The following is a 24,602-nucleotide window of genomic DNA, read 5'->3' as shown; positions in this document are numbered from 1 at the left end:
GATCGGCTCCTTATTGCTCGGTGCGCAGCATGCGGCGCAGGTGATAGACGATGTACACCAGCATGATGGCGAACAGCACAACTGCCACCGCCGCGGAGTAGCCGATGCGGTAGTACTTGATCGCCTGGTCGTACATGTAGTACGCGAGCACGGTCGAACTTTCGAACGGTCCGCCGCTTGTCATCACCGAAATCAGATCGAAGCTGCGCAACGCGCCGATCACCGTGACGACGATTGCCATAAACGTGGTCGGCCGCAATTGCGGCAGGATCACGTGCCACAACATCGACCAGCCGCGCGCGCCTTCCATGCGCGCCGCCTCGATCTGCTCGGCGTTCAGCGACGTCAGACCGGTTAGATAAAGAATCATGCAATACGCGGTTTGCGGCCACAGCGCGGCGAACACGATCCCGAGGGTCGCGTACCGCGGGTCGCCGAGTACCGGCACGCCGTGCCCGAGAATCACTGCAAGCAAGCCGAAGGTCGGGTCGTAGAACCACGAAAAGATCAGGCCAACCACCACGCCCGACAGCACGAACGGCGCGAAGAACAGCGATTTGACGATGCGGATGCCGGCCACGGCCTGGTTCAGATAGAGCGCGACGGCGAGCCCCATCGGCGGCGCAAGCAGGAACAGCAGCAGCCAGATGAGGTTGTTCTTCAGCGCCGTGTAGAACGTCGGCGTATGGAACAACTCGATGTAGTTTGCGAGGCCGACGAAGGATGGGTCAGTCATCCCATCCCAGTTGAAAAAACTCAGGCGCATGGTCGAAATGATCGGCCACACGACGTAGATCGCCACCATCACGCAGGCCGGCGCGAGAAACAGGAAAGCGGCTCGCCGCTGCCGACGCGCGGTCGGCGACGGACGGCGCCGGCGCGCCGCGCCAGGCGGCCCGCCGCGCAATGCACCGCCCGAGGCCGGCACGCCCGAACCGGGCAAGCCAGGACCGCCCGGTTCGGCAGGGCCGCCGACGGTGTGACGGGTGACGGAATGCGACACAATCAATCTCCTGTCGACCAGAGTTCGCGCTTTAGCGCGTTACTCTGGTCCCATGCAAAGCTGTCGACCAGAGTTCGCGCTTTAGCGCGTTACTCTGGTCCCATGCAAAGCTGTCGACCAGGGTTCGCGCTTTGGCGCGCTACGCTGGTCCCATGCAACATAGTTGCCAGTCTGATGCAACAAGTAGCGGCCCAAGCCTGGACCTACGACCGAGCCGCTACCGCTCACTTCTTATAGATCCGCTTACGCGTCTGCTCGAGTTGCGCGAGCACCTCGTCGAGCTTCGAAGGATCGGAGATGAATTGCTGCATCCCCTTCATCCCTTCATCGGCCATTTCCTTAGTCATGTCGCGATCGTAGAACTGCGCAATGCCGCCCTTCGTATTCGCGAGAATCTGGAAGCCGATCTTCGAAATCGGATCCTCAGGTTCCGGCGATTTGCTGTTCGCCGACAAGGAGCCGAGCCCGGCCGCCAGCTTCGCGCCATTTTCCGGCGTCTGGACGAACGCCAGGAAGGCATGCGCATCCGCCTTGTTCTTCGCCTTCGACGGAATATGCAGCGATTCGACCGGACCGTCTTCGGCGGTCGGCACGTTCGCGTCGATGATCGGGAACTGGAAGTAGCCCATTTCCGGCTTGACGTTCGGCGGGAAACCGCCGGTGATGAAGGTGCCCATCAGCATCATCGCGGCCTTGCCCTGGAACAGGAACGGCTGCACCGCATCCAGATCGTAGGAAAGCGAATTGTCGATGAAATAGCCGGCGTCGATCAGTTGCTTCCACGTCGTGTAGACCTTCTTCACACGCGGATCGGTGTACGCGATATCGCCCGCCATCAGTTTCTGATGGAACGCGTTGCCGTTCAGGCGCAGGTCGAGATAATCGAACCAGCCGGCGAGCGTCCATGAATCACGGCCAGCCACGGCAATCGGCGTAATGCCTGCCGCTTTCAGCTTCTTGCAGTCGTCGAGAAACTGATCCCACGTTTTCGGTTCGCCGGTAATGCCGACCTTCTGGAACAGGTCCTTGCGATAGAACATGCCCCACGAGTAATACACGGTCGGAGCGGCGTACTGCTTGCCCTTATACGACGACGCTTCCTTCGTCGAAGCATACATGTCGTTCCAGCCGTTCTTCGCCCAGTCGCCGCTCAGATCCTCGAACAGCCCGCGCTGCGCGTAATACGCCATCCGCTCACCGTCATGCCAGTTCACGATATCGGGCGCGACGGTGGAGAGCCAACCGGGCAACTGGACCTTGTACGCTTCCTCATCGACGAACGACACCTTCACGTCGGTGCCAGGATGCGTTTTCTTGAAGTCGTCGATGATCGACTGCCAGACGGCGCGTTGACTTGCGCCCTTGAATGCGATGTTGACCGCGAGCGTGCCGGCCTGCGCGGTGCTGACGACGGACACGCCTGCGGCGGCCGCGGCCAGCGCGAGTGCCAGCAGAATCTTGCGAGGTTTCAGTGCCATGTTGCTGTCTCCTTTAAGCCTTGATTTTGCGTCGTTGTTGTTACTGCATGGAATCCTTCGTTCAGCCCACCAGATCATTTGCCCGATCGATAGACGGCCACACCCTGCGGTTCGACGGCGCGTGAGCCGATCACGAAAGCGTCGTCGGCGACATTGGCCAGCGTGTGCGTCTGATCGCCGTAGTTCAACACGTAGGTCAGCGCACCACGACGGCTAAAGCGCACAGTGTCGCCGAGCGATGTCGTTTCAACGCCCGCTTCTTCAGCGATCTGCTTCAGAAGGCGGACCGTAAGCGCATCGTCGAACAGGCTCGCGAAGTAATGAAACGCGCCGCTTTTCACATAAGCAGGATGACCGTCAGCGAAACGGGCACGCACGTCGAGCGAATCCGCTGTATCGCTGTCGATGAAATCACGCCAGTGGCGCGCCACGCCGTCCTCCGCGCTCGAGTTCCGGTTATTCACGAGCACCACAGCTTCGGTCACATTCGGCCGCATCGATTCGACACGCCACACACGCAGCGGCAACACAGAAGCGAGCGCGCCCGGCGGCAGGTTCGCCGGAATCTGCACGTCCGCCGTCTTCGAACCGGTGCGAGGACCCAGCACGACCTGCGCGCCCGAGCTCGCCAGCCGGGCGGCGAAATCCGCAGGCACAACCGGCAGCGGCGGCACGACGATCAAACGATAGCCGTCGAGGGCTGCATCGACCGGCACGATATCGACATCCAGCCCGAGCGAGCGCAGCGCCGAGTAATACTCGAATGCGAAACGCGGATAGTGAAAGTCCGCGCCCTGCGGATGAATCTCGAAGAGCCATTTCGCTTCGTAGTCGTAGACGAGCGCAACCTTCGAGCGGATCGCTGCGTTAGCGTCGGCGTTCGCGGCGAGCACCGCGCGAATTTCGTCGGCAACCTGCGCCGCTTCGTTGCCGCCCACATCGAGCCGGTTGTCGGGCGTATTCAAACCAGCGTGCATCTGCTCCTGCGCAAACGGCGCCTGGCGCCAGCGGAAATACGACACGCAACCCGCACCGTGCGCAAACGCCTCCCAGCTCCACAGCCGCACCATGCCGGGCAGCGGTGCCGGATTCCACTGCGCCCAGTTCACCGGGCCCGGCTGCTGCTCCATCACCCAGAACGGCAGCTTCGACATACCGCGGTACACGTCATGATTGAATGACGCGAAGTCGGGATGCCCGCTGCGCAACCAGCGCGCTTTCACGTCCGGTGCAAACCACTGCTCTTCGAGCGCGCCGAGCGGATAGCTGTCCCATGCGGCAATGTCGAGATCGGCCGACACCTTGTAATGATCGAACTCGGTAAAGAGCTGCATGAAGTTGTGCGCGACCGGCCGCCCCGGCGAATGCGCACGGATAATCTCGACCTGCATGCGGTTGTAGCGCGCCACTTCGTCGGAGGCGAAGCGCCGGTAATCGAGCCGGTGCGACGGATGCGCTTCGGTGACGGTCGCCACCGGCGCGTCGATCTCGTCGAAGCTACGGTATTCCATGCTCCAGAATACCGTGCCCCACGCACGGTTCAGCGCATCGATCGTTTGATAGCGCGTCTTGAGCCACTCGCGAAAGCGCCCCACTGCCGCCGGCGAATAGCTGACCACCGTGTGATGGCAGCCGAATTCGTTATCGGTCTGCCAGTAGGCAACGGCCGGGTGCTTGCCGTAACGCTCCGCAACTGCCGTACAGATTCGCTGCGACGCGGTGAAATACGAAGGCGATGAGAAATCGTAATGACGGCGTGAGCCGAAGGCGCGCGGACGGCCATCGGCACCGATCGGCAGAATGTCCGGATGACGGTCGATCAGCCACTTGGGCGGCGTCGCGGTGGGCGTGCACATGACAACTTGCAAACCGGCCGCGCCGAGTACGTCGACCGCGCGATCGAGCCAGCCCCAGTCGTACTCGCCAGGCGTTGGCTCCATCCGGCTCCACGCAAATTCGGCGATACGCACCTGCTCGATGCCAAGTGCTTTCATGCGGCGAGCGTCGTCTTCCCACATCGACTCCGGCCAGTGTTCCGGGTAATAACAGACTCCAAGGCGCATCCGAATGTCCTCTATGCGTAGTGTTCGACGGATTCGAGCGAAGCGGCGGCAAAGCCGTCTTCGGTAAACAAGTGGCAAGCGCGGCTGGGGACGCGCAAGCTCGCGCGGTCGCCCGGCGCGAGGCGTGTGTCGCCGGGCGCCTTGGCGATCAGCGTGGCGCCGCCGGGCTGATCGAGGTGGACATAGCTGTGCTCGCCGAGCTGTTCGACGAGGGATACAGTGCGGGTCAGAACGGCGTCCTGTGGGTTGTCAGAAGCTGTCGCGTCGATGAATTCGAGGTGTTCCGGGCGCACGCCGAGCGTGACCGGTTGCGCCGCCTGGAGTCCATCGCCGCTGACGGGCACGCGCACGTTTTCATCAGTGTGATCGAGCGTAACAACCACGCCCTGCGGATCAATCGACGCCACCCGCCCCGGCAAAAAATTCATCCGCGGCGAGCCGATAAAACCGGCAACGAAGCGGCTCTTCGGCCGGTGATATAACTCGAGCGGCGCGCCGATCTGCGCGATGCTGCCATAGCGCTCCGTGTCCTTGCCCGCATGCAGCAGCACGATCTTGTCGGCGAGTGTCATCGCTTCGATCTGGTCGTGCGTGACGTACACCACGCTGGCTTTGGCGAACTGCTTATGCAGCCGCGCGATTTCGATACGGGTCTGGCCGCGCAGCGTCGCGTCGAGATTGGAAAGCGGTTCGTCGAACAGAAACACGCCCGGCTCGCGCACGATGGCCCGGCCAATCGCCACACGTTGCCGCTGGCCGCCGGACAGTGCTTTGGGCCGGCGCTCGAGCAGCGCCTCAAGTTGCAGGATGCGCGCGGCTTCCCGCACCTTGCGGTCGATTTCTTCCCTGGGGGTTTTAGCGAGCTTGAGGCCGAAGGCCATGTTCTCGAACACGGTCATATGCGGAAACAGCGCATAGCTCTGGAACACCATCGCCACACCGCGTTGCGCCGCCGGGACGTCGTTGACGAGGCGGCCGGCGATCGACAGGTCGCCGTCGGTCACGTCTTCGAGGCCGGCGATCATCCGCAGCAAGGTGGATTTACCGCAGCCGGACGGACCGAGAAACACGCAGAACTCGTTCTCGCCTATTTCCAGATCGACATCGCGGATCACTAGCGCGCCGTCGCCATACGCCTTCTGCACGCCCCTCAATGAAATGCTCGCCATCGCATCGACTCCGTGATTTAATCGGCTCGACGTCGGAGATTAAGCGCTTAATCAGTAGGGCCGAAAAAAATCGATCGCTACCGATCGTTGGGGCCTTACCTGTCTCCGATATCGTTTTGTCTGTGCGGCAAATGGTGCCGCGCCTTGGGCTGTGATGCAAATGTCGGACACCCATCCCAAATATTGAATAAGCATTATGACAACCCTTAGCGAAGTCGCGCGTCACGCCGGCGTCACCCCTGCCACGGTGTCGAACGTGCTGCGCAATCGCGGCCGGGTCGGCGCGAGCACCCGGCAGCGGGTGCTCGACGCCGTCGACGCGCTCGGCTACCGCCCGCATCTGGCCGCCCGCGCGCTCGCCGAGGGCCGCGCGCCGACGTTGGCGTTGATGGTGTCGAGCATTGCCAATCCGTTCTATCCGGAGTTCGCGCTCGCGGTCGAACACGCGGCGCGCAGCAGCGGCCACTTCGTGATCATCTGCAATACGAACGAAGATCCGCTGACCGGGCGCGCCTATCTCGACCAGATCGCAGGGACGCTTTCCGAAGGCGTGCTCGTCACCAATGCGAACCTGGACTTTGCAGACCTTCATACGACCGAATCACGCGGCACGCCCGTCGTGCTGTGCATGTGGGAACGGCCCAATGAGCCGCCGGGGCTGCCATGTGTCGCGGTCGATTTTCGTCTGGCTGGCGAATTGGCCGGCACGCATCTGCTGACGCTCGGGCACCGGCGGATCGGCGCGATTGTCGGCAGCAAGGCTTCAGGTATTCACGCCGCTCGTTACGAAGGTTTTGTCGATGCGCTGCATTCGGCCGGCGCGCCGAAAGGAAAGGTCAAGCATGCGCCCGATACGATACAAGGCGGCTACGCCGCGGCGCGGGCGCTACTGGAAGCCGATCCGAAACTCACCGCGATCTTCGCGACCAACGATCTGCCGGCGCTCGGCGCGATGCACGCCGCCGCCGATCTTGGCCTGAACGTGCCGGGTGATCTGTCCGTGATCGGCATTACCGATATTCAACTGGCGCGCGAATCGCGGCCCGCGTTGACCACAGTCGCCGTGCCGACTGTCGAAGTCGCCGACCTGGCGGTGTCGCTGCTGCGCGAGTTGATCGAATCGTCGTATGGGCAAGCAGGTCATCAACCAGCGGCAAGCGTGCCGATGCGGATTTCCTCGGCGCCGAAACTGGTTGTGCGCGCGTCGACTGGGGTGCCGCGCCCGAGGTAACGTGGCCGTAACAACATCGGGGACGTTACGTAGCGAACCCTGGCTACGGTCGTCCCCAACTCCCGGGCCGCCGTCCGCAAACGCCCGTATCAAGCGGTTCCACGGCAAAAACACCGTTTCAATCAGTCCATCCATGCAGTTGGCACGGTCCCTGCAATAAAGCAGGAAAAGGCTGAGCGCCGGCATGACTTACATGCCGCCCGCGCTCCCCAACCGGCCAGGCCAAGGCCATAACAAGCATGGATACTCAAATGAATGCCGCTCTTCTGCTGGACGCCGATCTCGCCGAACAGACCACCGACGCAGACTCGACCTTCGCGCAGCGCCATCCCTTGCAAATCGCAGTTTGTCTTCGCAAGCTGATGGCCGGACAGGACTTCGTGACGGTGGAATTCAACGGCCGCCAGATCGTGACGCAGATACTCGAGGTCGATTCGCGCAATGCGCGCTTTATCTTCGACGCCGGCAGTACGCAGTTGGACAATTACGCGCTGCCGTCTGCCCGCCAGTTGATCTTTCGCAGTTTGCCGGGCGGCATTCGCACGGAGTTCACGACGCTTAACGCAGACCCGATCATGTTCGAAGGACGCCCGGCTTTCGAGGCCGCTTTCCCTTCGCTCCTGTATTACGTTCAGCGCCGCGAATTCTTCCGCGTGCAAACGCCCGTGCTGGATCCGTATATCGCTAGCGGGCCGTATGTGGACGGCGGTTCGTTCAGGCTCGAACTGCAGGATCTTTCATTGGGTGGCGTGGCGTTGAACACTGCCGATGCACGTTTCGGCTCGCTTGAAAGCGGCACCGTATTGCGCGACGTCACGCTGCAACTCGGCAGCTTCGGCACGCTTCTCCTCGATCTGGAAATCGTCGCGCCGCGGCAATTGACTACGCCGAAGGGCGATCTGCGCTTCGTGATCGGCTGCAAGTTCGTGACGACGCCGGGGCCGGCTGAACGGATCTTGCAGCGCGTTGTCACGCAACTCGAAACGAAGCGTCAAAGGCTCACGCCGCGAGGGTGAGTTCCTGCGGGTACGCTTGCTACGATTCTCACGGCGTGGATAAAGTCTGCAGTCATCGCCGCTGAGAATCGCTGCTTCTGGCCGCCGCCTCATACCTTCGCGACGACAGTCAAACCCGTCGCCACGCATCAATTAATATTTCAACCAGCTTTCAATCGAGCCAGGACTTTCCCGAAGTACCGGCGCTCGATCTTGCATCGCACCACTCCCGCAAAGCCCCGTCACGTAAGGCCTGCCGCCCTGGCGGCCGCTTTGACATGTCGACGCCCCTCCCGATCGCTTCCTTGACGAGCGTCCTCGCGCCTGCTGTACTAAATCAACTAAAGTGATTTAAGCAGCCAGTTTCGCATTGCATTGGAATCGCATCAGCTTCGAAACCAGATCGCAAGCAGGCGGCAAGCGCGCAGCGTTCGCGTGTGCAATCACCCGCAGTTCACAACGTCGTGACCAATAACCGGAGGAGCGTCCCATGAATCTGAATTCCCGCAGGCATCCTGTCGCCAGGAAAATCGTGTCGATGTGCGTCGCGGCATCGGCCGTGTGGTGTGCGAGCGCGAGCCAGGCGGCCGACCAGCCTGTCGTCGGCCTCATCACCAAGACCGACACCAACCCGTTCTTCGTGAAGATGAAACAGGGCGCTGAAGCAGCGGCATCGAAAGACGGCGCCAAACTGCTCACCGCCGCCGGCAAGTTCGACGGCGACAACGCGAGCCAGGTCACCGCCATCGAAAACATGATGACGGCCGGCGCGAAAGCGATTCTGATCACGCCGAGCGACACCAAGGCGATCGTGCCGAGCATCAAGAAAGCGCGCGCCGCCGGTGTGATGGTGGTCGCGCTCGACACGCCGACCGATCCGCAAGACGCCACGGACGCCCTCTTCGCCACCGACAACTTCAAGGCCGGCGTGCTGATCGGCAAGTACGCGAAAGCCGCCATGAACGGCAAGCCCGCGAAGATCGCCACGCTCGATCTTGCGCCAGGCGTCTCGGTCGGCGTGCTGCGTCATAACGGCTTCCTGGAAGGCTTCGGTGTGAAGGAAGGCGATCCGTCGGTCGTCTGCAGCCAGGACACGCGCGGTGATCAGTCGAAGGGCCAGACGGCGATGGAAAATTGCCTGCAGAAATCGCCGGATATCAACGTGGTCTACACGATCAACGAACCGGCTGCGGCGGGTGCGTATCGCGCGCTCAAGGCAGCAGGCAAGGACAAGAGCGTGATGATCGTTTCCATCGACGGCGGCTGCGAAGGCGTGCGCAATGTGAAGGCCGGTGCGATTGCCGCGACCTCGCAGCAGTATCCGTTGAAGATGGCCTCGCTCGGCGTGACGGCGGGTGTCGAGTATGCGAAGACCGGCAAGAAGGTCTCCGGCTATCAGGACACGGGCGTGACGCTGATCACCGACAAGCCGATGTCCGGCGTCGACAGCAAGGATACAAAGTACGGCCTCGACAACTGCTGGGGCAACAAGTAACGCGCACTGAATGGCGGCCCACTTCGTGGGGCCGCTCACGGATTGCCAGCCACTGAACCGACGGCCGCGGGGTACACCGCGGATCGGCGGCCCACCAGATGGCCGGTCTCCGTATTTGCCACGTGGCCTGCCCGCCACGTTCATGCATCGAGGACACCTATCATGTCGACACCTTCCGCGCCCGCCGGCCACCCGCGCACCTTCACCGACCGCTTGCCATCGCTCGCTGAAATCGGACCGCTGATCGCCCTGCTGCTGGCCTGCGGCTTCTTCATTTCGCAGAGCAACCGCTTCCTGTCGTTCCAGAACCTCTCGCTGATCCTGCAGCAAACGATGGTGGTCGCCGTCATCGCCATCGGCCAGACGCTGATCGTGCTTACAGGCGGGATCGATCTGTCGTGCGGGATGGTGATGGCGTTCGGCTCGATCATCATGACCAAATTCGCGGTCACGCTCGGCGTGCCGCCGGTTCTCGCGATTCTGTGCGGCATCGCCGCGAGCGCGTTGTTCGGCGCGCTCAACGGCGTGCTGATCACGCGGATCAAACTGCCCGCCTTCATCGTCACGCTCGGTACGCTGAACATCGCATTCGCGCTCACGCAGATCTATTCGAACGCGGAGAGCGTCTCGAACCTGCCGGACGCGATCATGTTCCTCGGCAACACGTTCAAACTCGGCCCCGCGGATGTCACCTACGGCACGGTGCTGACGTTGCTGATGTATGGCGCGACGTGGTTCGTCTTGCGTGACACCGTGCCCGGCCGGCATCTGTACGCGCTCGGCAATAACCCCGAAGCCGCGCGCCTGATGGGCCTCTCGTCGCAAAAGATCCTGCTCACCGTGTATACGCTGGCCGGTGCGATTTATGGCATCGCCGCGCTGTTGTCTGTCTCGCGCACCGGGGTCGGCGATCCGCAGGCGGGGCAAACCGAGAACCTCGACAGTATTACGGCGGTGGTGCTGGGTGGTACGAGTCTATTCGGCGGACGTGGCTCGATTAGCGGAACGCTGCTCGGCGCGCTGATCGTCGGCGTGTTTCGTAATGGCCTGACGCTAATCGGTGTCTCTTCGGTCTACCAGGTGTTGATCACCGGCATGCTGGTGATTCTCGCGGTTGCCGCGGACAAACTTTCCCATCGTCGCGGTTGAACGCCCAAAGGAACCTGTCATGTCGACACCTACTTCCGCTTCTGCCGTGATGCCCGTTCTGCAGGCGCGCGGACTCATCAAACGCTACGGCAACGTCACCGCGCTCGACGGCTGCGATTTCGAAGTGCTGCCCGGCGAGATCCTCGCCGTGATCGGCGACAACGGCGCGGGCAAATCGTCGTTGATCAAGGCGCTGTCCGGCGCCACCATCCCCGATGAAGGCGAAATCCTGCTCGACGGCAAGCCGGTCAAATTCCGCAGCCCGCTGGATGCGCGCGCTCAAGGCATCGAAACCGTGTACCAGGAACTCGCGGTGGCGCCCGCCATGAGCATCGCCGAAAACCTGTTTCTCGCCCGTGAGCTCGTCAAACCGGGCTGGCGCGGTTCGATCTTCAAGATGATCGACAAGCGCCGCATGCTCGACGAAGCCACCGCGCACATGAAGGATCTGCAGATCGGCATCCGCTCGATGCGCCAGGCGGTCGAAACCTTGTCCGGCGGACAGCGTCAGGGCGTGGCTGTCGCGCGCAGCGCGGCGTTCGCGCGGCACGTGGTGATTCTCGACGAGCCCACCGCCGCACTCGGCGTCAAGGAAGGCAACATGGTGCTCGAATTGATCCGCCGCGTGCGTGATCGCGGCCTGCCGGTGATCCTGATCAGCCACAACATGCCGCATGTGTTCGAAGTCGCGGATCGTATTCATATCCAGCGGCTCGGCAGGCGTGCCGCGGTGGTCAATACCAAAGACATCCACATGTCGGAGGCCGTGGCGATCATGACGGGCGCGAAGCAGGCGGACGTCAAGGCGATTGCATGATGCACGCATCCCGCTGAGGGGCACACGACGATGGACACCACCGGTACACGTTCGCCTCTCAAACGCACGGTCGGCTCGAACCAGGTCGGCATGCGGCAGTTCAACGAACGGATCGTCCTGCAGGCGATCCGGTTGCATGGGCCGCTGCCGAAAGCCGATGTGGGCCGTCTCACGCGTCTGTCGATGCAGACCGTCTCGATGATCGTCGACCGTCTGATCGACGACGGCCTGCTCGAAAAGCAGGCGCGCGTGCGCGGCCGCATCGGTCAACCGTCGGTGCCGATCGCACTGCGTGCGGATGGCGCGTACACCATCGGCATCAAGGTGGGCAGACGCAGCCTCGACGTGCTGGCGATGGATTTCGCGGGCCACGTGGTGTGCCGCGATGTATTCGACTATGCCTATCCCGATCCGCGCACACTATTTCCCGCGCTCGAAAGCAAACTGGCGCGTGTGAATCAGACGCTCGGCGCAAAGGCGAACAAAGTGGTTGGCGTGGGCGTGGCGGCGCCGTTGTGGCTCGGCGGCTGGCGCGACTTTCTCGGCGCGCCGCAGGACGCGCTGGAAGCGTGGCACGAGATCGACTTGCGTAGTCGCATCGCGACGATGACGGGCTTGCCCGTCGAGTTCGCTAAAGACACCACTGCCGCCTGCGCGGCCGAACTCGTGATGGGCCAGGGCCGCGGAATTCACAATTTTCTCTATCTGTTCGTCGGTACGTTTATCGGCGGCGGCCTGGTGATCGACGGCCGTTTGCATGCCGGGCCACACGACAATGCTGGTGCGGTCGGCTCGATACCGCTGCGGGACGGCAGCGCGCGCAAACCGGCGCGGCAACTGCTACATGCAGCATCGGGTTTCGTTCTGGAACGGCTATTGAGCGATGCAGGCGTGCCGCCCGCCGCCGCGCACGATCATCGCGCGTTGTCGCCCGAACTGTGGCGGCAGACCGAACAATGGCTCGACACGGCGTGTCCTGCGATCGCCAATGCATTGACCAATGCGGCAGCCTTGCTCGACCTGGAAGCGGTGGTGATCGACGGCGAACTCGACCGGCAACTGGTCCGCGAAATCATCCGCCGAACCGAGCGCGTGCTCGATCGCTTCGAATGGGAAGGCATGGTGCGTCCGCAACTGCTGGAGGGCACCATCGGCGCCGATGCGCGAGCGATGGGCGGCGCAATTCTGCCGCTGTACGCGCATTTCGCACCGGTGCACGAGCTCTTCCTTAAGCCGGCGACGGACGCCGGCTATTAGGCGCCCTTGCTCATTGCGCGGCCACTTTCGCTATCGCAGCCGTTTTAGCCGGCGGATTTTGCAGCAAGGGCTGCAGCACCGGCGCCAGCGACTTCAGCAACTGCACCGAGAGCGCACTCGTGAACTCGTAATGCGCCGCATACGGCTCATGCACCCAGGCGGTCAGCGTGCCGTAGAAACGGTCTCCCATCACAAACACGAAGGTTGCGCTGCGGTTCACCTTGCGCGACTCGATCAGGCGTGCGCCTCTGGCCCACACATTGAAGCGCTGATCGCCGGTGCCGGTCTTGCCGTAAATTTCGAGTGTTTGACCATCGGGGAACGTCATGCCCTGCGCGAGACGCTTAGCCGTACCGCCTAATACGACATCACGCAACAGCCCTCTGACCACCCCGGCGATCTCCGGCGACAACTGCTGCTGCGGCGCCACTGCCGCGCGCTGGAAATGCGTTTCGTACGGCGTGTTTTTCGCGAAGTCGAGTTGCGTGAGACTTTCGGTCGGCACCTTGTTGCCGTTGTTGGCAATCACGCCTATCAGTTGCGCGAGCGCAGCCGGCCGGTCACCGGATGCTCCGATCGCCGCCGCATACGACGGCGTGAGCGTCGCGAACGGATAGCCGAGCGCCTGCCACGATTTACCGATCGCATCGTAGGCGCGCAGTTCGACCATCCGCTTGATGCGGCGATCCTGGGTGGCGTGATAGCGGGTCTTGAAGAGCCACGAATAGGTCGACAGACGCACATCGCGGCTCGCATTCTGTATCTGGTCGAGCGTCGCGTCGGGATGGGCGCGCAGATAGTTGAGCGTCCACAGTTCCAACGGATGCACGCTCGAAATGTAGCCGCGATCGTTCAGATTGAAGCGGTCGATTGCATATTTGTCGTACAGGTTCGCGAGGTCCTCGTCGTCCAGGATGGAGGCAGCCGGCGTGTTCTTCAGCACCGCACGCATCTTCGCGTTGAACCACGCATTCGATTCATCCGGCGCGACACTGCGCAACACCGTCGCTACTTTGGGCGGCGATTTGCGCACACCTAGCAGCAGCAAGGCCAACTGCTGCTCGGGCGCCTTGCCGTGGTATTTCGTGTAGAAACGATTCATATACACGCGGCTTTCCTGATCGGCGAAACGCGTGAGATACATCTTGCGGATCGCAGGATCGCCCAGCCATTGCGCCGACGGTCCGGTGGTTTGTACCATCTCGTAGTGGACGATATCGCGCATCAGCCGCACGAACACCAGATTGACCGAATGCTGGAATGCACGGTGCACGGTGAGAATGCGGCTGTTGTCGTCCGATTCGAAGTTGTTGAAAGTCTGCGCGCCACCGCCCGTGTAAAACGTTTCGCCTGGACTTGCCGAGTATTTGCGTTCCACCGCCGCGTCGAGCATGGCTTGCAGTGAGCGGTTCGAGGTATGCGCCAGATAGTCCAGCGCCCAGCGCGTGAGCTGATCGTTCGGATCGTACTTCACGGCTTTCAGCTCCGCTGTGCTCAGCGGGGCATAACGCGCATGCAGCTCGGAGACGATCTGCAAATACGTCACCACGGTACGCATTTTCGCGGTCGAACCGAGATTCAGTCGCGCACCAGAATTAATGTCGAATGGCTGGTTCACGCTATCGGTTTGCACCCGCACCAGGTTCGCGCCGTCACGCCGTTCGAACAGCGTAAAGCTATAGGCGATTCTCGATGGATCGTCGGAGGCGCGCAGCATTTCATAGCCGACGAGCCCGGCGGCTTTTGCACCGTCGCGCGTCGCGGCGGCGGCAAGACGTTCACTCACGGCCTGCTGCACGGCGTTGTTGAGCGTGCCCGTTGCCTGCATGTCCAGCCGGTCGAGTTCATAGAAACTCGGAATGCCGAGCGCCGCCAACAGGTGCGAACGCATCGACGTCACAGCCTTGCGCGACACGAACGAGTCGGCGTTGTGCATTTTTTCCGGTGCGCGGCGCAGATCCACTTGCGCGGACAACGCGGCATCGCGCAGCGGGTTCGAAATAACACCACCGCTCGCCAGCAAGCGCAGATAACTATCCGTCAGACGTTCAAGTTCGGCATAGCCGTGATGCAGGAAATACGACGGCGCACGTTGCGCGATCATCAGCGAGAGCACCTGGCGAAACGCCACGCCCTGCTCAGCGAGATTCTCTTCTGTCGACGGCGCTTTGAGAATGCGGTTGATGTCGTTGAAATCGCGACTGTACCAGGCGGCCAGACCGTCGCCGATGCCATTGATCTCACCAATACCCGGCTGCGCGGCAAGCGGCACCGAGTTGAGATAGTGGACGACGATCTGCTGGCGCGCGGGCATGGTCTGCGGACCATTCAGATAGGCTCGGACCGAAGCGGATGCGATTTGCCGCAATTTCTCCGGCGGCGTTGCCGTGCGCCCGCCCGCCGAGTGGCGGAACTTCTCGATCTGCGTAGCGAGCGTGCTGCCGCCGGGCGTCGACTGATGCCGGTTGAACACGCGCGCGCCCTGGTCGACGAGCGCGTGACTAAAGCGTCCCCAGTCAATTGCCGGATTACGGTTCGGCTGATCCGGATCGAGCAGATAGCGGTCTTCGATAAACAGCAGCGAATTGACGATCAGCGGCGGGATCGAATCGAAGCTGTCATAAACGCGGCCCGGATACTGTGCACCAAAGAGCGGCGCGCCGGTACCGTCGAAGAGTTGCAACCCCGCCTGGTCTTTTTCGGCGTAGGGAATAAATAGACCGCTATCGGCCAGCGACAGCATTCGCTCGGAATCACGCGACTGTGCGCTGATTTCAAACCCGCGTTCGAGCAGGCGCTTCTGGAACGACGGCAGCAACGCGTAGCCGAGGCGGCTGTCGTAGGGGCCTTTGTCTGCTTGAGGGAAGCGGATGGAATGACTTGGACCGCTCTCGGCGGAGAAACCCACGTCGCGCGTGAGTTCGGAGAGATAGCGCGCCTGCAGTCGAGACGTTTCGATCTCGACCTGGACAAAGCGGGCCGCCAAAGCCAGCGCGAGCACGAAGCCCACTGCCAGCCCCCATTTAAGCCACTTCCTGACGGGCGCCGTGCCTGTCGCGCGAAGCGGTAACCGAATCAGTGGCCGATTCATGGCTGCTCTCCCCGAGCGTGCGCCATTCTCTTGATTCTGGCACACCTTCGATCAAGTGTAGCGCGGAACGCGAGCATGCAATCGGTTCGGATTTACCCCAAAGTGTCGCCGCAGCAACACCTTTTCGCCGGGCATGGCGCAGCGCCGATCGCCATGCGATATTGGGGGTCTTTCGCGCGTCAGAAGAAAGCAGATTCAGGCGTTTTTTTGCGCCGACGTCGCTCTCTCTTCCCCCTGCCCCATCGTCCGTCCCCGCAGTAACTCGATGAATTGCTCAGCCGGCGGCGACAGCACGCCGCCTTTGCGCGTCACAATCCCGAAGGTTTGTGAAGGCGACTTTAGTTTGACCGGCACGAAGCGCAACATTTTCTGCCGCACGAACAACTCCGCGATCGCGGTTGGCAACAACGAAACCAGATCGGCGCTACTTTGCAGTAATGCGACTGTCACGAAAGTGGAAGCAGTCGAGATCGGGTTGTCTGGCATCTCAAGTCCTGCCAGATCCATCTCCCGTTCGAGCAACGCATGCAAGGGCATATGTGACGGATACATGACCCAGCGATGGCCGGCAAGGTCACGTAGTTTCACTTCTTTCCTTGGCAATGGCGGATGGCCGTAACCCACCACCACGGATAACGGCTCGTCCCCAAGCGGACGGTAGTGATATTTCGACGGATCGGCGGCAACCGCCGCACGGCCGATCACCAGATCGAGCCGGCCTTCGTCGAGTTGCAGCAGCATGCGTGCGCTGGTGTCCTCCATCACTTCGATCGACAGGCCCGGCTGGCCGGCATGCAGATCGTTCAGCGCCGGCACGACGCACTCCGGAATCGCGCCCATGATCGCGCCGATCGCGAGCCGCCCGCCGCGCCCCGAGCGTATCTCGGCGACGTCCTGGCAGAGCGCGGTAAGGTCCGTCGCCACGAGCCGTGCGTAGCGGATCACGCAGTGGCCGAGCTGGTTCGGAATCATGCCGCTCTTCGAGCGCTCGAAAAGCGGCGCCTCGAGCATCGACTCCAACTCCTGCAACGCCTTGCTGGCAGCCGATTGCGTCATCGACATCGCGCCGGCGGCTTTGTGCAGCGACTTATGATCGTCGAGCGCGATCAGCAATTGCAGCTGCTTCATGCGCAGTCTCGACAGGAGGACGTTCAGGGTGTCTTTCATGAATTGCCGGGCAGCCGCGGGGTGAATCGCAAGGTGAGTCGCAAAAGCGATCACAAGATGGAAACAATTCAATATACCCGCCACGCACCCCGCCGTATAGTCAGCGACGGAGACATTCAAACACCCACGCCTCATCACGTCGTCACCTCACCTTGGCACAACGCACATCACCATGACCCATACCCACAACCCTGCTCCCATGCGCGGCGTGTTCCCCGTCGCGCCGACCATCTTCGACGAGGCCGGCGGGCTCGACCTGGAAGGCCAGAAACGCTGCATCGATTTCATGATCGACGCGGGCTCCAACGGCCTGTGCATTCTGGCGAACTTCTCCGAACAGTTCGCGCTGTCCGACGACGAGCGCAACACACTGATGCATGTGGTACTCGAACACGTTGCCGGCCGCGTGCCGGTGATCGTCACGACCACGCATTTCAGCTCGTACCAGTGCGCTGAACGCAGCCGAAGCGCGCAGGCTGCCGGCGCCGCGATGGTGATGATCATGCCGCCGTATCACGGCGCGACGATCCGTATCGGCGAGCGCGGTATCTATGAGTTCTATCGCACCGTGTCCGATGCAATCGGAATTCCGATCATGATCCAGGACGCGCCGGTCAGCGGCACGGCGCTATCCGCACCGTTTCTTGCCCGCATGGCGCGTGAACTGCAGAACGTGTCGTACTTCAAGATCGAAGTGCCGCAAGCGGCGAACAAGCTGCGCGAGCTGATCGAACTGGGTGGCGACGCCGTGGTAGGTCCATGGGATGGCGAAGAAGCGATCACGCTAATGGCCGATCTCGATGCGGGCGCAACCGGTTCGATGACCGGCGGCGGCTACGCGGACGGCATCCGCCTGATCGTCGACGCCTATGCGGCGGGCGACACCGAAGCGGCTGCCGCTCACTATCAGGAATGGCTGCCGCTCATCAACTATGAAAACCGCCAGGGCGGCCTCGCATCGTGCAAGGCCTTGATGAAAGAAGGCGGTGTGATTCGATCGGACGCAGTGCGCCATCCGCTGCCGCCGATGCATCCGGCCACACGCGCAGGCTTGTTGAAAGTCGCACGGCGACTCGATCCGCTGGTATTGCGCTGGGGCAGCTAAGCTCAACTCTCAACCTGGAGCAGTCCAAAGCAAAAAAATAAACGCCCACGCGCAACCCCCGGACGCAAACCCCGGGGTCCTGCATCCACATACGCGGCCATAAGCCCGGCGGATGCAGCACACGGGGGAAAAACCACATATAAGGTCGGAAGGAAATTGAGTAACATAGACCCGCAAGCTCACCACACCACTTTCCATGACCGCCGACCCTCGAGAACTGACGCCGGAAACCCTCGCCGAGTTGCTCGAACGCATTGCCAAAGAGGATGCTTCGGCACTACGCGAGCTATATGATCTCGCCGCCCCGAAACTGTTTGGTCTTGCGCTCCGTATATTGAGCAGGCACGAGTGGGCCGAGGAAGTATTGCAGGACAGCTTCGTCAACATCTGGCGCTTTGCGGGCGACTATCGGCGGGCACTCTCCGCCCCCATGACGTGGATGTCGGCAATCGTCCGGAACCGTGCTCTCGATCACCTGCGGCGGATCAACAAGCAGGAAACCGAATGGAGCGATGCGTTGGACGATCTTGTGGCAACCGGCGATCCGGATCCCGAAGCACTGAGCGCGGTCAGCCTGCAGGCACGTCTGCTGGCCGGCTGCATGCAGCAGCTGGAACCGGCGCAGCGTCAGGCGGTGGCTCTCGCCTACCTGCGTGACCAGAGCCATAGCGAGATCGCTGAAGCGCTGACGGTGCCGCTTGGCACCATCAAATCCTGGATCCGGCGCGGCCTTGCCAAGCTGAAGACCTGCCTGGGAGGTGAGTGATGAATCTCCATCGCTATCCTCAACTGGTCGATATGCTGGCCGCCGAGTACGCGCTCGGCACGCTGCGCGGCGGCGCCCGACGACGCTTCCAACGCTACGCGGATCACGATACGGTGATTCGTCAGGCTGTCGAAGAATGGCAGCGGAGAATCTCGCCGCTAGCCGAACTCGCCGAGCCGCGTATGCCGCCGGCTGCTGTCTGGGATGCTATCGAGCGGCGGCTCGGCCTGACGTCGGCGCGTGAGGCTGCGCGCGAGGCGCCACGACCGCGCACCGTGGTCGAAAAACCCGCGCGTCCGTCCGGCAGCATTTTCGAGAATCTCGCGTTCTGGCGCGGCTGGGCGATCGGCGTGACGGGGTTCGCCATAATCGCGGCAGTGGTTGCCGTGCGCTCACTGTTGCCGTCGGGCGTGACGCCGTCGACTGCGCCGACCGTCGCGCAACAGCCGGAAGCGGCCGTCTCGCATGTCGCGGTGCTGAACGACAAGGACGCGCATCCAGTCATGCTGGTCGCGTGGGACGAAGCCCGCTCGACCATGACGCTGCATCCGCTCGGCAAGGTCGACCTGCCGGCCGGCCGGGCGATGGAGTTGTGGGGCATCCCGGCCAGCGGCCATCCGGTGTCGCTCGGCATGCTGCCGGACAGCGCCAACGGCAAGGTCACGGCCGGTCAGCAGAAGCCGGAGAGCTACGCGGCGCTGGCGGTCTCGATCGAAGCGCCGGGCGGCTCGCCCGATCACAATGCGCCTACAGGTCCGGTGGTGTTCAGCGGCAAGCTGCTGCCGGTGTCCTGATCTACCCTTAGCCCTATGCAAAGCTTTTACGAAGCCACTGTCACCCGCGCTGCCGGGCCCTCGTCCGCTTACGCGCCGCTAACCGGCCGGCGCAGCGTCAACGTCTGCATCATGGGCGGCGGCCTTGCGGGCTTATCCACGGCATTGGGACTCGCCGAGCGGGGTGTCACCGACGTCGCCGTGCTCGAAGCCGAACAGGTAGGCTTCGGCGCCTCCGGCCGCAACGGCGGTTTCGTGTTCGGCGGATACAGCCTCGATTGCGCGGATCTCCTCAAAACCCTCGGGCCGGCCCGCGCCCGCGAACTCTATGCGCTGACAACCGACGCCGTCGATCTGATGAGGCAACGTATCCAGTGCTACCGCATCGATTGCGATGTAACCGATGCCGGTGTGATCCTCGCCAACTGGTTCGACGAACCTGCAAGGCTCGACACGCAGCGGCGTTTGATGCGGGATTCGTTCGGCGTTGAGTGGGAACCCGTGGCGCCCGCGGAGCTCGCCTCACAATTGAAGACCGACCGTTATCACGGCGGCCTGTTCGAGCGCAACGCGTTCCACTTTCATCCGCTCAAATATGTACTCGGTATCGCGGACGCAGCGGCCAACGCGGGCGTGCAGATTCACGAGAAGTCGCCCGTTGTGCGCTTACAGCGCAGCGGCGCCCGGCGCGACGGCGCCGGCTTCGTGGTGCACACGCCGCAGGGCGCGCTCGAAGCACGCCACGTGGTGATGGCCGGTGGCGGCTATGCGCGCAACGTCTATGCGCAGGTCGAACGCGCGGTGCTGCCAATCGCTACTTACGTAATGGCCACCGAGCCGCTCGGCGCCCGCCTGAAAGACGCGATGGACACCCGCGCCGCCGTCTACGACACCCGCTTCGCCTTCGACTATTACCGTCCGTTGCCCGACACACGCATCCTGTGGGGTGGCCGCATCTCGGTACGCGACCGCGCGCCCGACGTCATCGCGCGACTGCTACGGCGTGATCTGCTGAAGGTCTATCCGCAGTTGCATGACGTGCGGATCGAGCACGCCTGGGGCGGCCTGATGAGCTACGCGCGGCACAAGATGCCGCAAATCGGCCGCAATACGGACGGCATCTGGTACGCGGTCGGCTTCGGCGGCCACGGCATGGCGCCCACCACCGTCTCGGGCGAATTGCTGGCGGCGGCCATCTCCGGCGAACGGCCGGTGCCCGAGGCATTCGCGGCTTTCGGCCTGACGCGCACTTACGGCGCGCTCGGTCTCGCGGCCGCGCAACTCACCTACACCGCCATGCAGACGCGCGACGCACTCGCCGCCCGGCGCCCTTCGGCCCGGCCGGCGCCGTGACGCTACTCAGTAAGCGACCCGACAGCTGGCTCAATACGCCGCCGCTTATGCCCGAGACCCGCTCCGGAGGCTGGTTTCAGCGTGCTAGAATGCGCCGTCATCGCCGCTCGAATACACAATGAAAAAGGGAAGCAAGGCCGCCGAGCCTGATACCAACGGCATCGCGTCCGACACCCGACGCAAGTACGATCCCGAACAGACGAAGCGCAACATCCTCGACGTCGCGACGCAGGAGTTCTCCGCGATGGGATTGACCGGCGCACGCGTCGACGCAATCGCGGAGCGCACGAACACCACCAAGCGCATGCTGTACTACTACTTCGGCAGCAAGGAAGGGTTGTACCAGGCCGTGCTGGAAAAAGTGTATGGCGACATTCGCGCGCTCGAACAGGATCTGCACGTCAGTGAACTCGATCCAATCGAGGGCATGCGCGCGCTGGTCGAGTTTACATTTGACTATCACGATCGCCAGCGCGACTTCGTCCGCCTCATTACGATCGAGAACATTCACGGCGCGAAGTACGTCGAGCAGGTGAAGAGCTTCAAAGGCCGCAACGTCACCGTCATTCATACGATCGAAGATCTGCTCTCGCGCGGCATCGCAGCGGGACTGTTCCGCAGCGACGTCGATGCGATCGACCTGCATCTGATGATCAGCTCGCTGTGCTTTCACCGTGTCGGCAATCGCCATACCTTCGGTACAGCGTTCGGCCGCGATCCGTCGCACCCGCGCCTGCGCGCGCGCCATCGCGCGATGATCGTCGACGCCGTGCTGCGTTTCGTGCGCAAGGAAGACTAAGGCAAACCTGAAACAAAAAAGCGGGACCTGGTGTTAGCCAGGTCCCGCTTTTTTTTACTCAATGAAAGCCGTTCGAACGATATGTGCTGTTCAGTCCACCAGCACGATCCGCTTGATATCGCCGACGATAAAGATGTACGACAGCGCGCCAATCAAAGCGATCGCGCCGATGAACACCAGCGCGCCGACAAACGAACCGGTTGCCGCGACGATGAAACCCACCACCAGCGGCGTCACAATGCCGGCCAGATTGGCCGCAAAGTTGAAAATGCCGCCCGTCACGCCAAGCAGTCCATCCGGCGCAATATCCGACACCAGCGTCCAGCCCAGCGCCGCCATCCCCTGCGCGAAAAACGCCACCGACAGAATCGCGATCACCGCCACGTTGCTCTCGACATAGTTGGCGAGAATGATCGTCGAGGCGAGCAGCAAACCGGCGATGATCGGCAGCTTGCGCGCCACGTTCGGCGACTTGCCGCGGCGCAGCAGCCAATCCGAGAAGATGCCGCCGAACATCACGCCGATCGACGCGGCAATGAACGGCATGATCGCGAAGAAGCCGATCTTCAGCCATGCCATATGGCGCTCGGTGGCGAGATACGTCGGGAACCAGGTGAGGAAGAACACGAGCGTCGAGTTACCGGCGAACTGGCCAAGGCAGATGCCGGCCAATTGACGATGCTTGAGCAGGCGTCCGATGGTGCGCCATTCGAAGCCGCTCTTCGCCGATGCAGCCGGTGCGCCGGAAACATCGGCGTCCTTCTTGCTGTGCGTCAGACCGCCGCCTGCTTCGATATAGTCAAGCTCCGCCTGATTGACGGACGGATGATCGTGCGGTTCGCGATAGAACATCCACCAGATCACACCGAACACGAGACCCACGCCGCCCACCACGTAAAACAGCGAACGCCAGCCGAACGTGCCCATCAACATGAACAGAAACGGGCTGAAAAACGCGAGGCCGATATATTCGCCGACCGTGTAGGTGCCGGTCGCCATCGCGCGTTCGCTCTGTGGGAACCATGTGGCCACCACGCGGCTATTGGTCGGAAAACACGGCGCTTCCGAAACGCCGAGGCCGAGACGGAAGACGAACAAAGCGCCGATGCCATGCACGAGCCCTTGCGCAAGCGTGCACAGCGACCAGAACGTCATCGAGAGGAAATACGTGAGCTTGCTGCCGAAGCGGTCAAGAAACAGACCGCCCGGAATCTGCGAAGCCACATAGCTCCACGAGAATACGGAGAACAGCAAGCCCATGAGCGCGGCGTTGATGCCGAGCTCCTTGGTCAGCTGCGGCGCCGCGATACCGAGCACCGTGCGGTCCAGATAGTTGATCATTGTGCCGACCGCCAGCAGCGAAAGAATCTGATAGCGGGCTTTCGAGCGGCGCGCGGTGCTTACCGTGGCAGCCGTTTGGCGAGTTGCCTCGGCGGGCGTGGAATGAATGGGTTGTGGCATGGCGTCTCTGTCTCCTCGGTCGGGTTACGTACCGGATATGTATGGCTTATGTGTTACTGGCCTGGCGTTGCAACAAGGACTGGAAATGCGTGTACACGCGCTCGGCGTCGGGTTCGAGGCCCGTGAAGATACGCATCGCGTCGACCGCCTGATACACCGCCATCCCGCCGCCGCTCAGCGTGCGGCAGCCGAGTTCTTCGGCGGCCTGCAGCAGCGCGGTGCGGATCGGGAAATAGACGATGTCCGCCACCCATAAATCGCGGTGCAGCAATTCAACCGGCAGCGGCAAGCCAGGCAATTTCGCCATGCCGGTGGGCGTTGCGTGAATCAGGCCGTTAGCGGCGGCGAGCGATTCTGCGAGCGAGCTACCGGCACTGACGGTGGAGGCGGGGAAACGCTTCTGCAATTCCGCGGCGAGCGATGCGGCACGCTCGGCGTCCACGTCGAATAGCGTGAGCGTTTGCGCACCCATGGTCAGCGCGGCATGCGCGACCGCTGCGCCCGCGCCGCCCGCGCCCAGTTGTACGACGCGTTCCAGCGATACGTCCGGCAGGCCGCGTTGAAACGCGCGCGCAAAACCGGACCAATCGGTGTTGTGGCCGATACGTTTGCCGTTCTTGAACAGGACGGTGTTGACCGCGCCGAGTGCGCGCGCGTCGTCGGAGAGTTCGTCGAGCAGCGGAATCACGGCCTGTTTGCAGGGGTACGTGATGTTCAGCCCGTTGTAGCCCATGCGCTCGGCTGAAACGAGCAAATCGGAGAGCGCCGTGATGTCCAGCTTCAGCGCCTCCAGATCGACGCGCCGATATACATAGTGCAGGCCGAGTTTGCTGCCCTCTTCCTCATGCATCGCGGGGCTAAGGGATCCGCCGATGCCCGAACCGATCAGACCGACGAGAAACGATTGTGGGCTCGCCTGAGCGTTTGTCTGGGTATTCGCTTGTGCGTTCATTTGGCCGCCCTATTCTTAAGGATGACCGCCATCCGCTCCAGAGCGAGCACATACCCCTGCGTGCCGCAACCGACGATGATCGCCTCGGCCACCGCCGATACGTACGAGTGATGCCGGAACGCTTCGCGGCGATGCACGTTCGAGATATGCACCTCGATGACGGGCTTTTCGATCGCAGAGAGCGCGTCGGCAATCGCCACCGAGGTATGCGTGTAAGCCGCCGGATTGATCACGATGCCGTCAACCTTGCTGCGCGCCGCATGCAGCCAGTCGATGAGTTGATGTTCCGCATTCGATTGGCAGAAATCGACCGACAGATCCAGCCGCTCGCCCGCGTCGCGGCAGAGCCGCGCGACGTCGTCGAGCGTTTCCGAACCGTAGATGGCCGGCTCACGCGTGCCGAGCAGGTTGAGATTCGGTCCGTTGAGGACCAGCACTGAAGCAAAACTCATGACGACCACTCCTGCAAAAGTAAGGC

Annotated in this window: 20 protein-coding genes; 11 read left to right on the top strand and 9 right to left on the bottom strand. The window is 62.3% G+C overall.

Going from position 1 to position 24,602, the window contains the following annotated elements; genetic code table 11:
• Positions 1-10: 10 nt before the first annotated feature.
• The 4 genes from BM438_RS38125 to BM438_RS38110 all read right to left on the bottom strand — a co-directional run bounded on the left by BM438_RS38125 (position 11) and on the right by BM438_RS38110 (position 5,713).
• Entirely contained in the window at positions 11-1,003 is a 993-nt protein-coding gene (locus BM438_RS38125) for a carbohydrate ABC transporter permease (RefSeq protein ID WP_208620745.1), read from the bottom strand.
• 224 nt (positions 1,004-1,227) lie between these two features.
• Positions 1,228-2,481 (bottom strand): ABC transporter substrate-binding protein, encoded by a 1,254-nt coding sequence (locus BM438_RS38120; protein WP_093645364.1) that lies wholly within the window; start codon positions 2,479-2,481, stop codon positions 1,228-1,230.
• A 74-nt stretch (positions 2,482-2,555) separates the two neighbouring features.
• The gene (locus BM438_RS38115; RefSeq protein WP_093645362.1) at positions 2,556-4,544 is read right to left on the bottom strand and encodes a beta-galactosidase; all 1,989 of its coding nucleotides are present in this window, start codon (positions 4,542-4,544) and stop codon (positions 2,556-2,558) included.
• Between the two features lie 11 nt (positions 4,545-4,555).
• Positions 4,556-5,713 carry an ABC transporter ATP-binding protein gene (locus BM438_RS38110; protein WP_093645360.1) on the bottom strand — a complete coding sequence of 386 codons (1,158 nt, stop codon included), beginning with the start codon at positions 5,711-5,713 and terminating at the stop codon, positions 4,556-4,558.
• A 196-nt stretch (positions 5,714-5,909) separates the two neighbouring features.
• Between BM438_RS38110 and BM438_RS38105 the strand changes: the two genes are divergently transcribed.
• From BM438_RS38105 to BM438_RS38080, 6 genes are all read left to right on the top strand, one after another.
• Positions 5,910-6,944, top strand: a complete 1,035-nt coding sequence (locus BM438_RS38105) for a LacI family DNA-binding transcriptional regulator (protein ID WP_093645358.1) — start codon at positions 5,910-5,912, stop codon at positions 6,942-6,944.
• 251 nt (positions 6,945-7,195) lie between these two features.
• Positions 7,196-7,960: a flagellar brake protein gene (locus BM438_RS38100; protein ID WP_093645356.1), complete on the top strand. Its 765-nt coding sequence runs from the start codon at positions 7,196-7,198 to the stop codon at positions 7,958-7,960.
• A 469-nt stretch (positions 7,961-8,429) separates the two neighbouring features.
• On the top strand, positions 8,430-9,434 hold the full coding sequence (locus tag BM438_RS38095; protein ID WP_093645354.1) for a sugar ABC transporter substrate-binding protein: 1,005 nt from the start codon (positions 8,430-8,432) through the stop codon (positions 9,432-9,434).
• Between the two features lie 162 nt (positions 9,435-9,596).
• Positions 9,597-10,583 carry an ABC transporter permease gene (locus BM438_RS38090; protein ID WP_093645352.1) on the top strand — a complete coding sequence of 329 codons (987 nt, stop codon included), beginning with the start codon at positions 9,597-9,599 and terminating at the stop codon, positions 10,581-10,583.
• 19 nt (positions 10,584-10,602) lie between these two features.
• Complete coding sequence (locus tag BM438_RS38085; RefSeq protein WP_093645350.1) at positions 10,603-11,400, top strand: ATP-binding cassette domain-containing protein; 798 nt, start codon at positions 10,603-10,605, stop codon at positions 11,398-11,400.
• 30 nt (positions 11,401-11,430) lie between these two features.
• The gene (locus tag BM438_RS38080) at positions 11,431-12,657 is read left to right on the top strand and encodes an ROK family transcriptional regulator (RefSeq protein ID WP_093645348.1); all 1,227 of its coding nucleotides are present in this window, start codon (positions 11,431-11,433) and stop codon (positions 12,655-12,657) included.
• A gap of 10 nt (positions 12,658-12,667) precedes the next feature.
• Here BM438_RS38080 and BM438_RS38075 read toward each other — a convergent pair whose 3' ends face one another.
• On the bottom strand, positions 12,668-15,748 hold the full coding sequence (locus BM438_RS38075; RefSeq protein ID WP_093645346.1) for a transglycosylase domain-containing protein: 3,081 nt from the start codon (positions 15,746-15,748) through the stop codon (positions 12,668-12,670).
• A 195-nt stretch (positions 15,749-15,943) separates the two neighbouring features.
• Positions 15,944-16,915 carry a LysR family transcriptional regulator gene (locus BM438_RS38070; protein WP_093645413.1) on the bottom strand — a complete coding sequence of 324 codons (972 nt, stop codon included), beginning with the start codon at positions 16,913-16,915 and terminating at the stop codon, positions 15,944-15,946.
• A gap of 172 nt (positions 16,916-17,087) precedes the next feature.
• Here BM438_RS38070 and BM438_RS38065 point away from each other — a divergent pair, with 172 nt between their 5' ends.
• The 5 genes from BM438_RS38065 (at position 17,088) to BM438_RS38045 (ending at position 21,711) form a co-directional block, all read left to right on the top strand.
• Positions 17,088-18,020: a dihydrodipicolinate synthase family protein gene (locus tag BM438_RS38065; protein ID WP_093645343.1), complete on the top strand. Its 933-nt coding sequence runs from the start codon at positions 17,088-17,090 to the stop codon at positions 18,018-18,020.
• Positions 18,021-18,216: 196 nt separating this feature from the next.
• The gene (locus BM438_RS38060) at positions 18,217-18,786 is read left to right on the top strand and encodes an RNA polymerase sigma factor (RefSeq protein ID WP_093645341.1); all 570 of its coding nucleotides are present in this window, start codon (positions 18,217-18,219) and stop codon (positions 18,784-18,786) included.
• Entirely contained in the window at positions 18,786-19,580 is a 795-nt protein-coding gene (locus tag BM438_RS38055) for an anti-sigma factor (protein WP_093645339.1), read from the top strand. Before BM438_RS38060 ends, BM438_RS38055 begins: the two co-directional genes overlap by 1 nt.
• Positions 19,581-19,595: 15 nt before the next feature.
• Positions 19,596-20,912 carry an NAD(P)/FAD-dependent oxidoreductase gene (locus BM438_RS38050; RefSeq protein ID WP_093645337.1) on the top strand — a complete coding sequence of 439 codons (1,317 nt, stop codon included), beginning with the start codon at positions 19,596-19,598 and terminating at the stop codon, positions 20,910-20,912.
• A 118-nt stretch (positions 20,913-21,030) separates the two neighbouring features.
• Entirely contained in the window at positions 21,031-21,711 is a 681-nt protein-coding gene (locus BM438_RS38045; RefSeq protein WP_093645335.1) for a TetR/AcrR family transcriptional regulator, read from the top strand.
• 90 nt (positions 21,712-21,801) lie between these two features.
• On the opposite strand, the gene BM438_RS38040 is transcribed toward BM438_RS38045, so the two are convergent.
• From BM438_RS38040 to aroQ, 3 genes are read right to left on the bottom strand one after another with little or no spacing between them, the layout of a single operon-like run.
• Entirely contained in the window at positions 21,802-23,172 is a 1,371-nt protein-coding gene (locus BM438_RS38040) for an MFS transporter (RefSeq protein WP_093645333.1), read from the bottom strand.
• A gap of 46 nt (positions 23,173-23,218) precedes the next feature.
• Positions 23,219-24,124 (bottom strand): shikimate dehydrogenase, encoded by a 906-nt coding sequence (locus BM438_RS38035; RefSeq protein WP_093645330.1) that lies wholly within the window; start codon positions 24,122-24,124, stop codon positions 23,219-23,221.
• Positions 24,121-24,576: a type II 3-dehydroquinate dehydratase gene (aroQ, locus tag BM438_RS38030; protein ID WP_093645328.1), complete on the bottom strand. Its 456-nt coding sequence runs from the start codon at positions 24,574-24,576 to the stop codon at positions 24,121-24,123. The genes BM438_RS38035 and aroQ overlap by 4 nt, the downstream gene beginning before the upstream one ends.
• Positions 24,577-24,602 lie beyond the last annotated feature (26 nt).

It is taken from the genome of Paraburkholderia aspalathi, from assembly GCF_900116445.1.
Taxonomy (GTDB): domain Bacteria; phylum Pseudomonadota; class Gammaproteobacteria; order Burkholderiales; family Burkholderiaceae; genus Paraburkholderia; species Paraburkholderia aspalathi.
The sequence above is the reverse complement of the archived record's forward strand: the minus strand, read 5'-3'. Positions and strand labels throughout refer to the sequence as shown.

What these genes read in the sequence shown, in the direction of transcription:
- BM438_RS38040 (WP_093645333.1), bottom strand. Translation starts at nt 23,172, where the DNA reads ATGCCACAACCCATTCATTCCACGCCCGCCGAGGCAACTCGCCAAACG.
- BM438_RS38070 (WP_093645413.1), bottom strand. Translation starts at nt 16,915, where the DNA reads ATGAAAGACACCCTGAACGTCCTCCTGTCGAGACTGCGCATGAAGCAG.
- BM438_RS38055 (WP_093645339.1), top strand. Translation starts at nt 18,786, where the DNA reads ATGAATCTCCATCGCTATCCTCAACTGGTCGATATGCTGGCCGCCGAG.
- BM438_RS38045 (WP_093645335.1), top strand. Translation starts at nt 21,031, where the DNA reads ATGAAAAAGGGAAGCAAGGCCGCCGAGCCTGATACCAACGGCATCGCG.
- BM438_RS38065 (WP_093645343.1), top strand. Translation starts at nt 17,088, where the DNA reads ATGACCCATACCCACAACCCTGCTCCCATGCGCGGCGTGTTCCCCGTC.
- BM438_RS38085 (WP_093645350.1), top strand. Translation starts at nt 10,603, where the DNA reads ATGTCGACACCTACTTCCGCTTCTGCCGTGATGCCCGTTCTGCAGGCG.
- BM438_RS38100 (WP_093645356.1), top strand. Translation starts at nt 7,196, where the DNA reads ATGAATGCCGCTCTTCTGCTGGACGCCGATCTCGCCGAACAGACCACC.
- BM438_RS38080 (WP_093645348.1), top strand. Translation starts at nt 11,431, where the DNA reads ATGGACACCACCGGTACACGTTCGCCTCTCAAACGCACGGTCGGCTCG.
- BM438_RS38035 (WP_093645330.1), bottom strand. Translation starts at nt 24,124, where the DNA reads ATGAACGCACAAGCGAATACCCAGACAAACGCTCAGGCGAGCCCACAA.
- BM438_RS38105 (WP_093645358.1), top strand. Translation starts at nt 5,910, where the DNA reads ATGACAACCCTTAGCGAAGTCGCGCGTCACGCCGGCGTCACCCCTGCC.
- BM438_RS38060 (WP_093645341.1), top strand. Translation starts at nt 18,217, where the DNA reads ATGACCGCCGACCCTCGAGAACTGACGCCGGAAACCCTCGCCGAGTTG.
- BM438_RS38120 (WP_093645364.1), bottom strand. Translation starts at nt 2,481, where the DNA reads ATGGCACTGAAACCTCGCAAGATTCTGCTGGCACTCGCGCTGGCCGCG.
- BM438_RS38050 (WP_093645337.1), top strand. Translation starts at nt 19,596, where the DNA reads ATGCAAAGCTTTTACGAAGCCACTGTCACCCGCGCTGCCGGGCCCTCG.
- BM438_RS38075 (WP_093645346.1), bottom strand. Translation starts at nt 15,748, where the DNA reads ATGAATCGGCCACTGATTCGGTTACCGCTTCGCGCGACAGGCACGGCG.
- aroQ (WP_093645328.1), bottom strand. Translation starts at nt 24,576, where the DNA reads ATGAGTTTTGCTTCAGTGCTGGTCCTCAACGGACCGAATCTCAACCTG.
- BM438_RS38110 (WP_093645360.1), bottom strand. Translation starts at nt 5,713, where the DNA reads ATGGCGAGCATTTCATTGAGGGGCGTGCAGAAGGCGTATGGCGACGGC.
- BM438_RS38115 (WP_093645362.1), bottom strand. Translation starts at nt 4,544, where the DNA reads ATGCGCCTTGGAGTCTGTTATTACCCGGAACACTGGCCGGAGTCGATG.
- BM438_RS38095 (WP_093645354.1), top strand. Translation starts at nt 8,430, where the DNA reads ATGAATCTGAATTCCCGCAGGCATCCTGTCGCCAGGAAAATCGTGTCG.
- BM438_RS38090 (WP_093645352.1), top strand. Translation starts at nt 9,597, where the DNA reads ATGTCGACACCTTCCGCGCCCGCCGGCCACCCGCGCACCTTCACCGAC.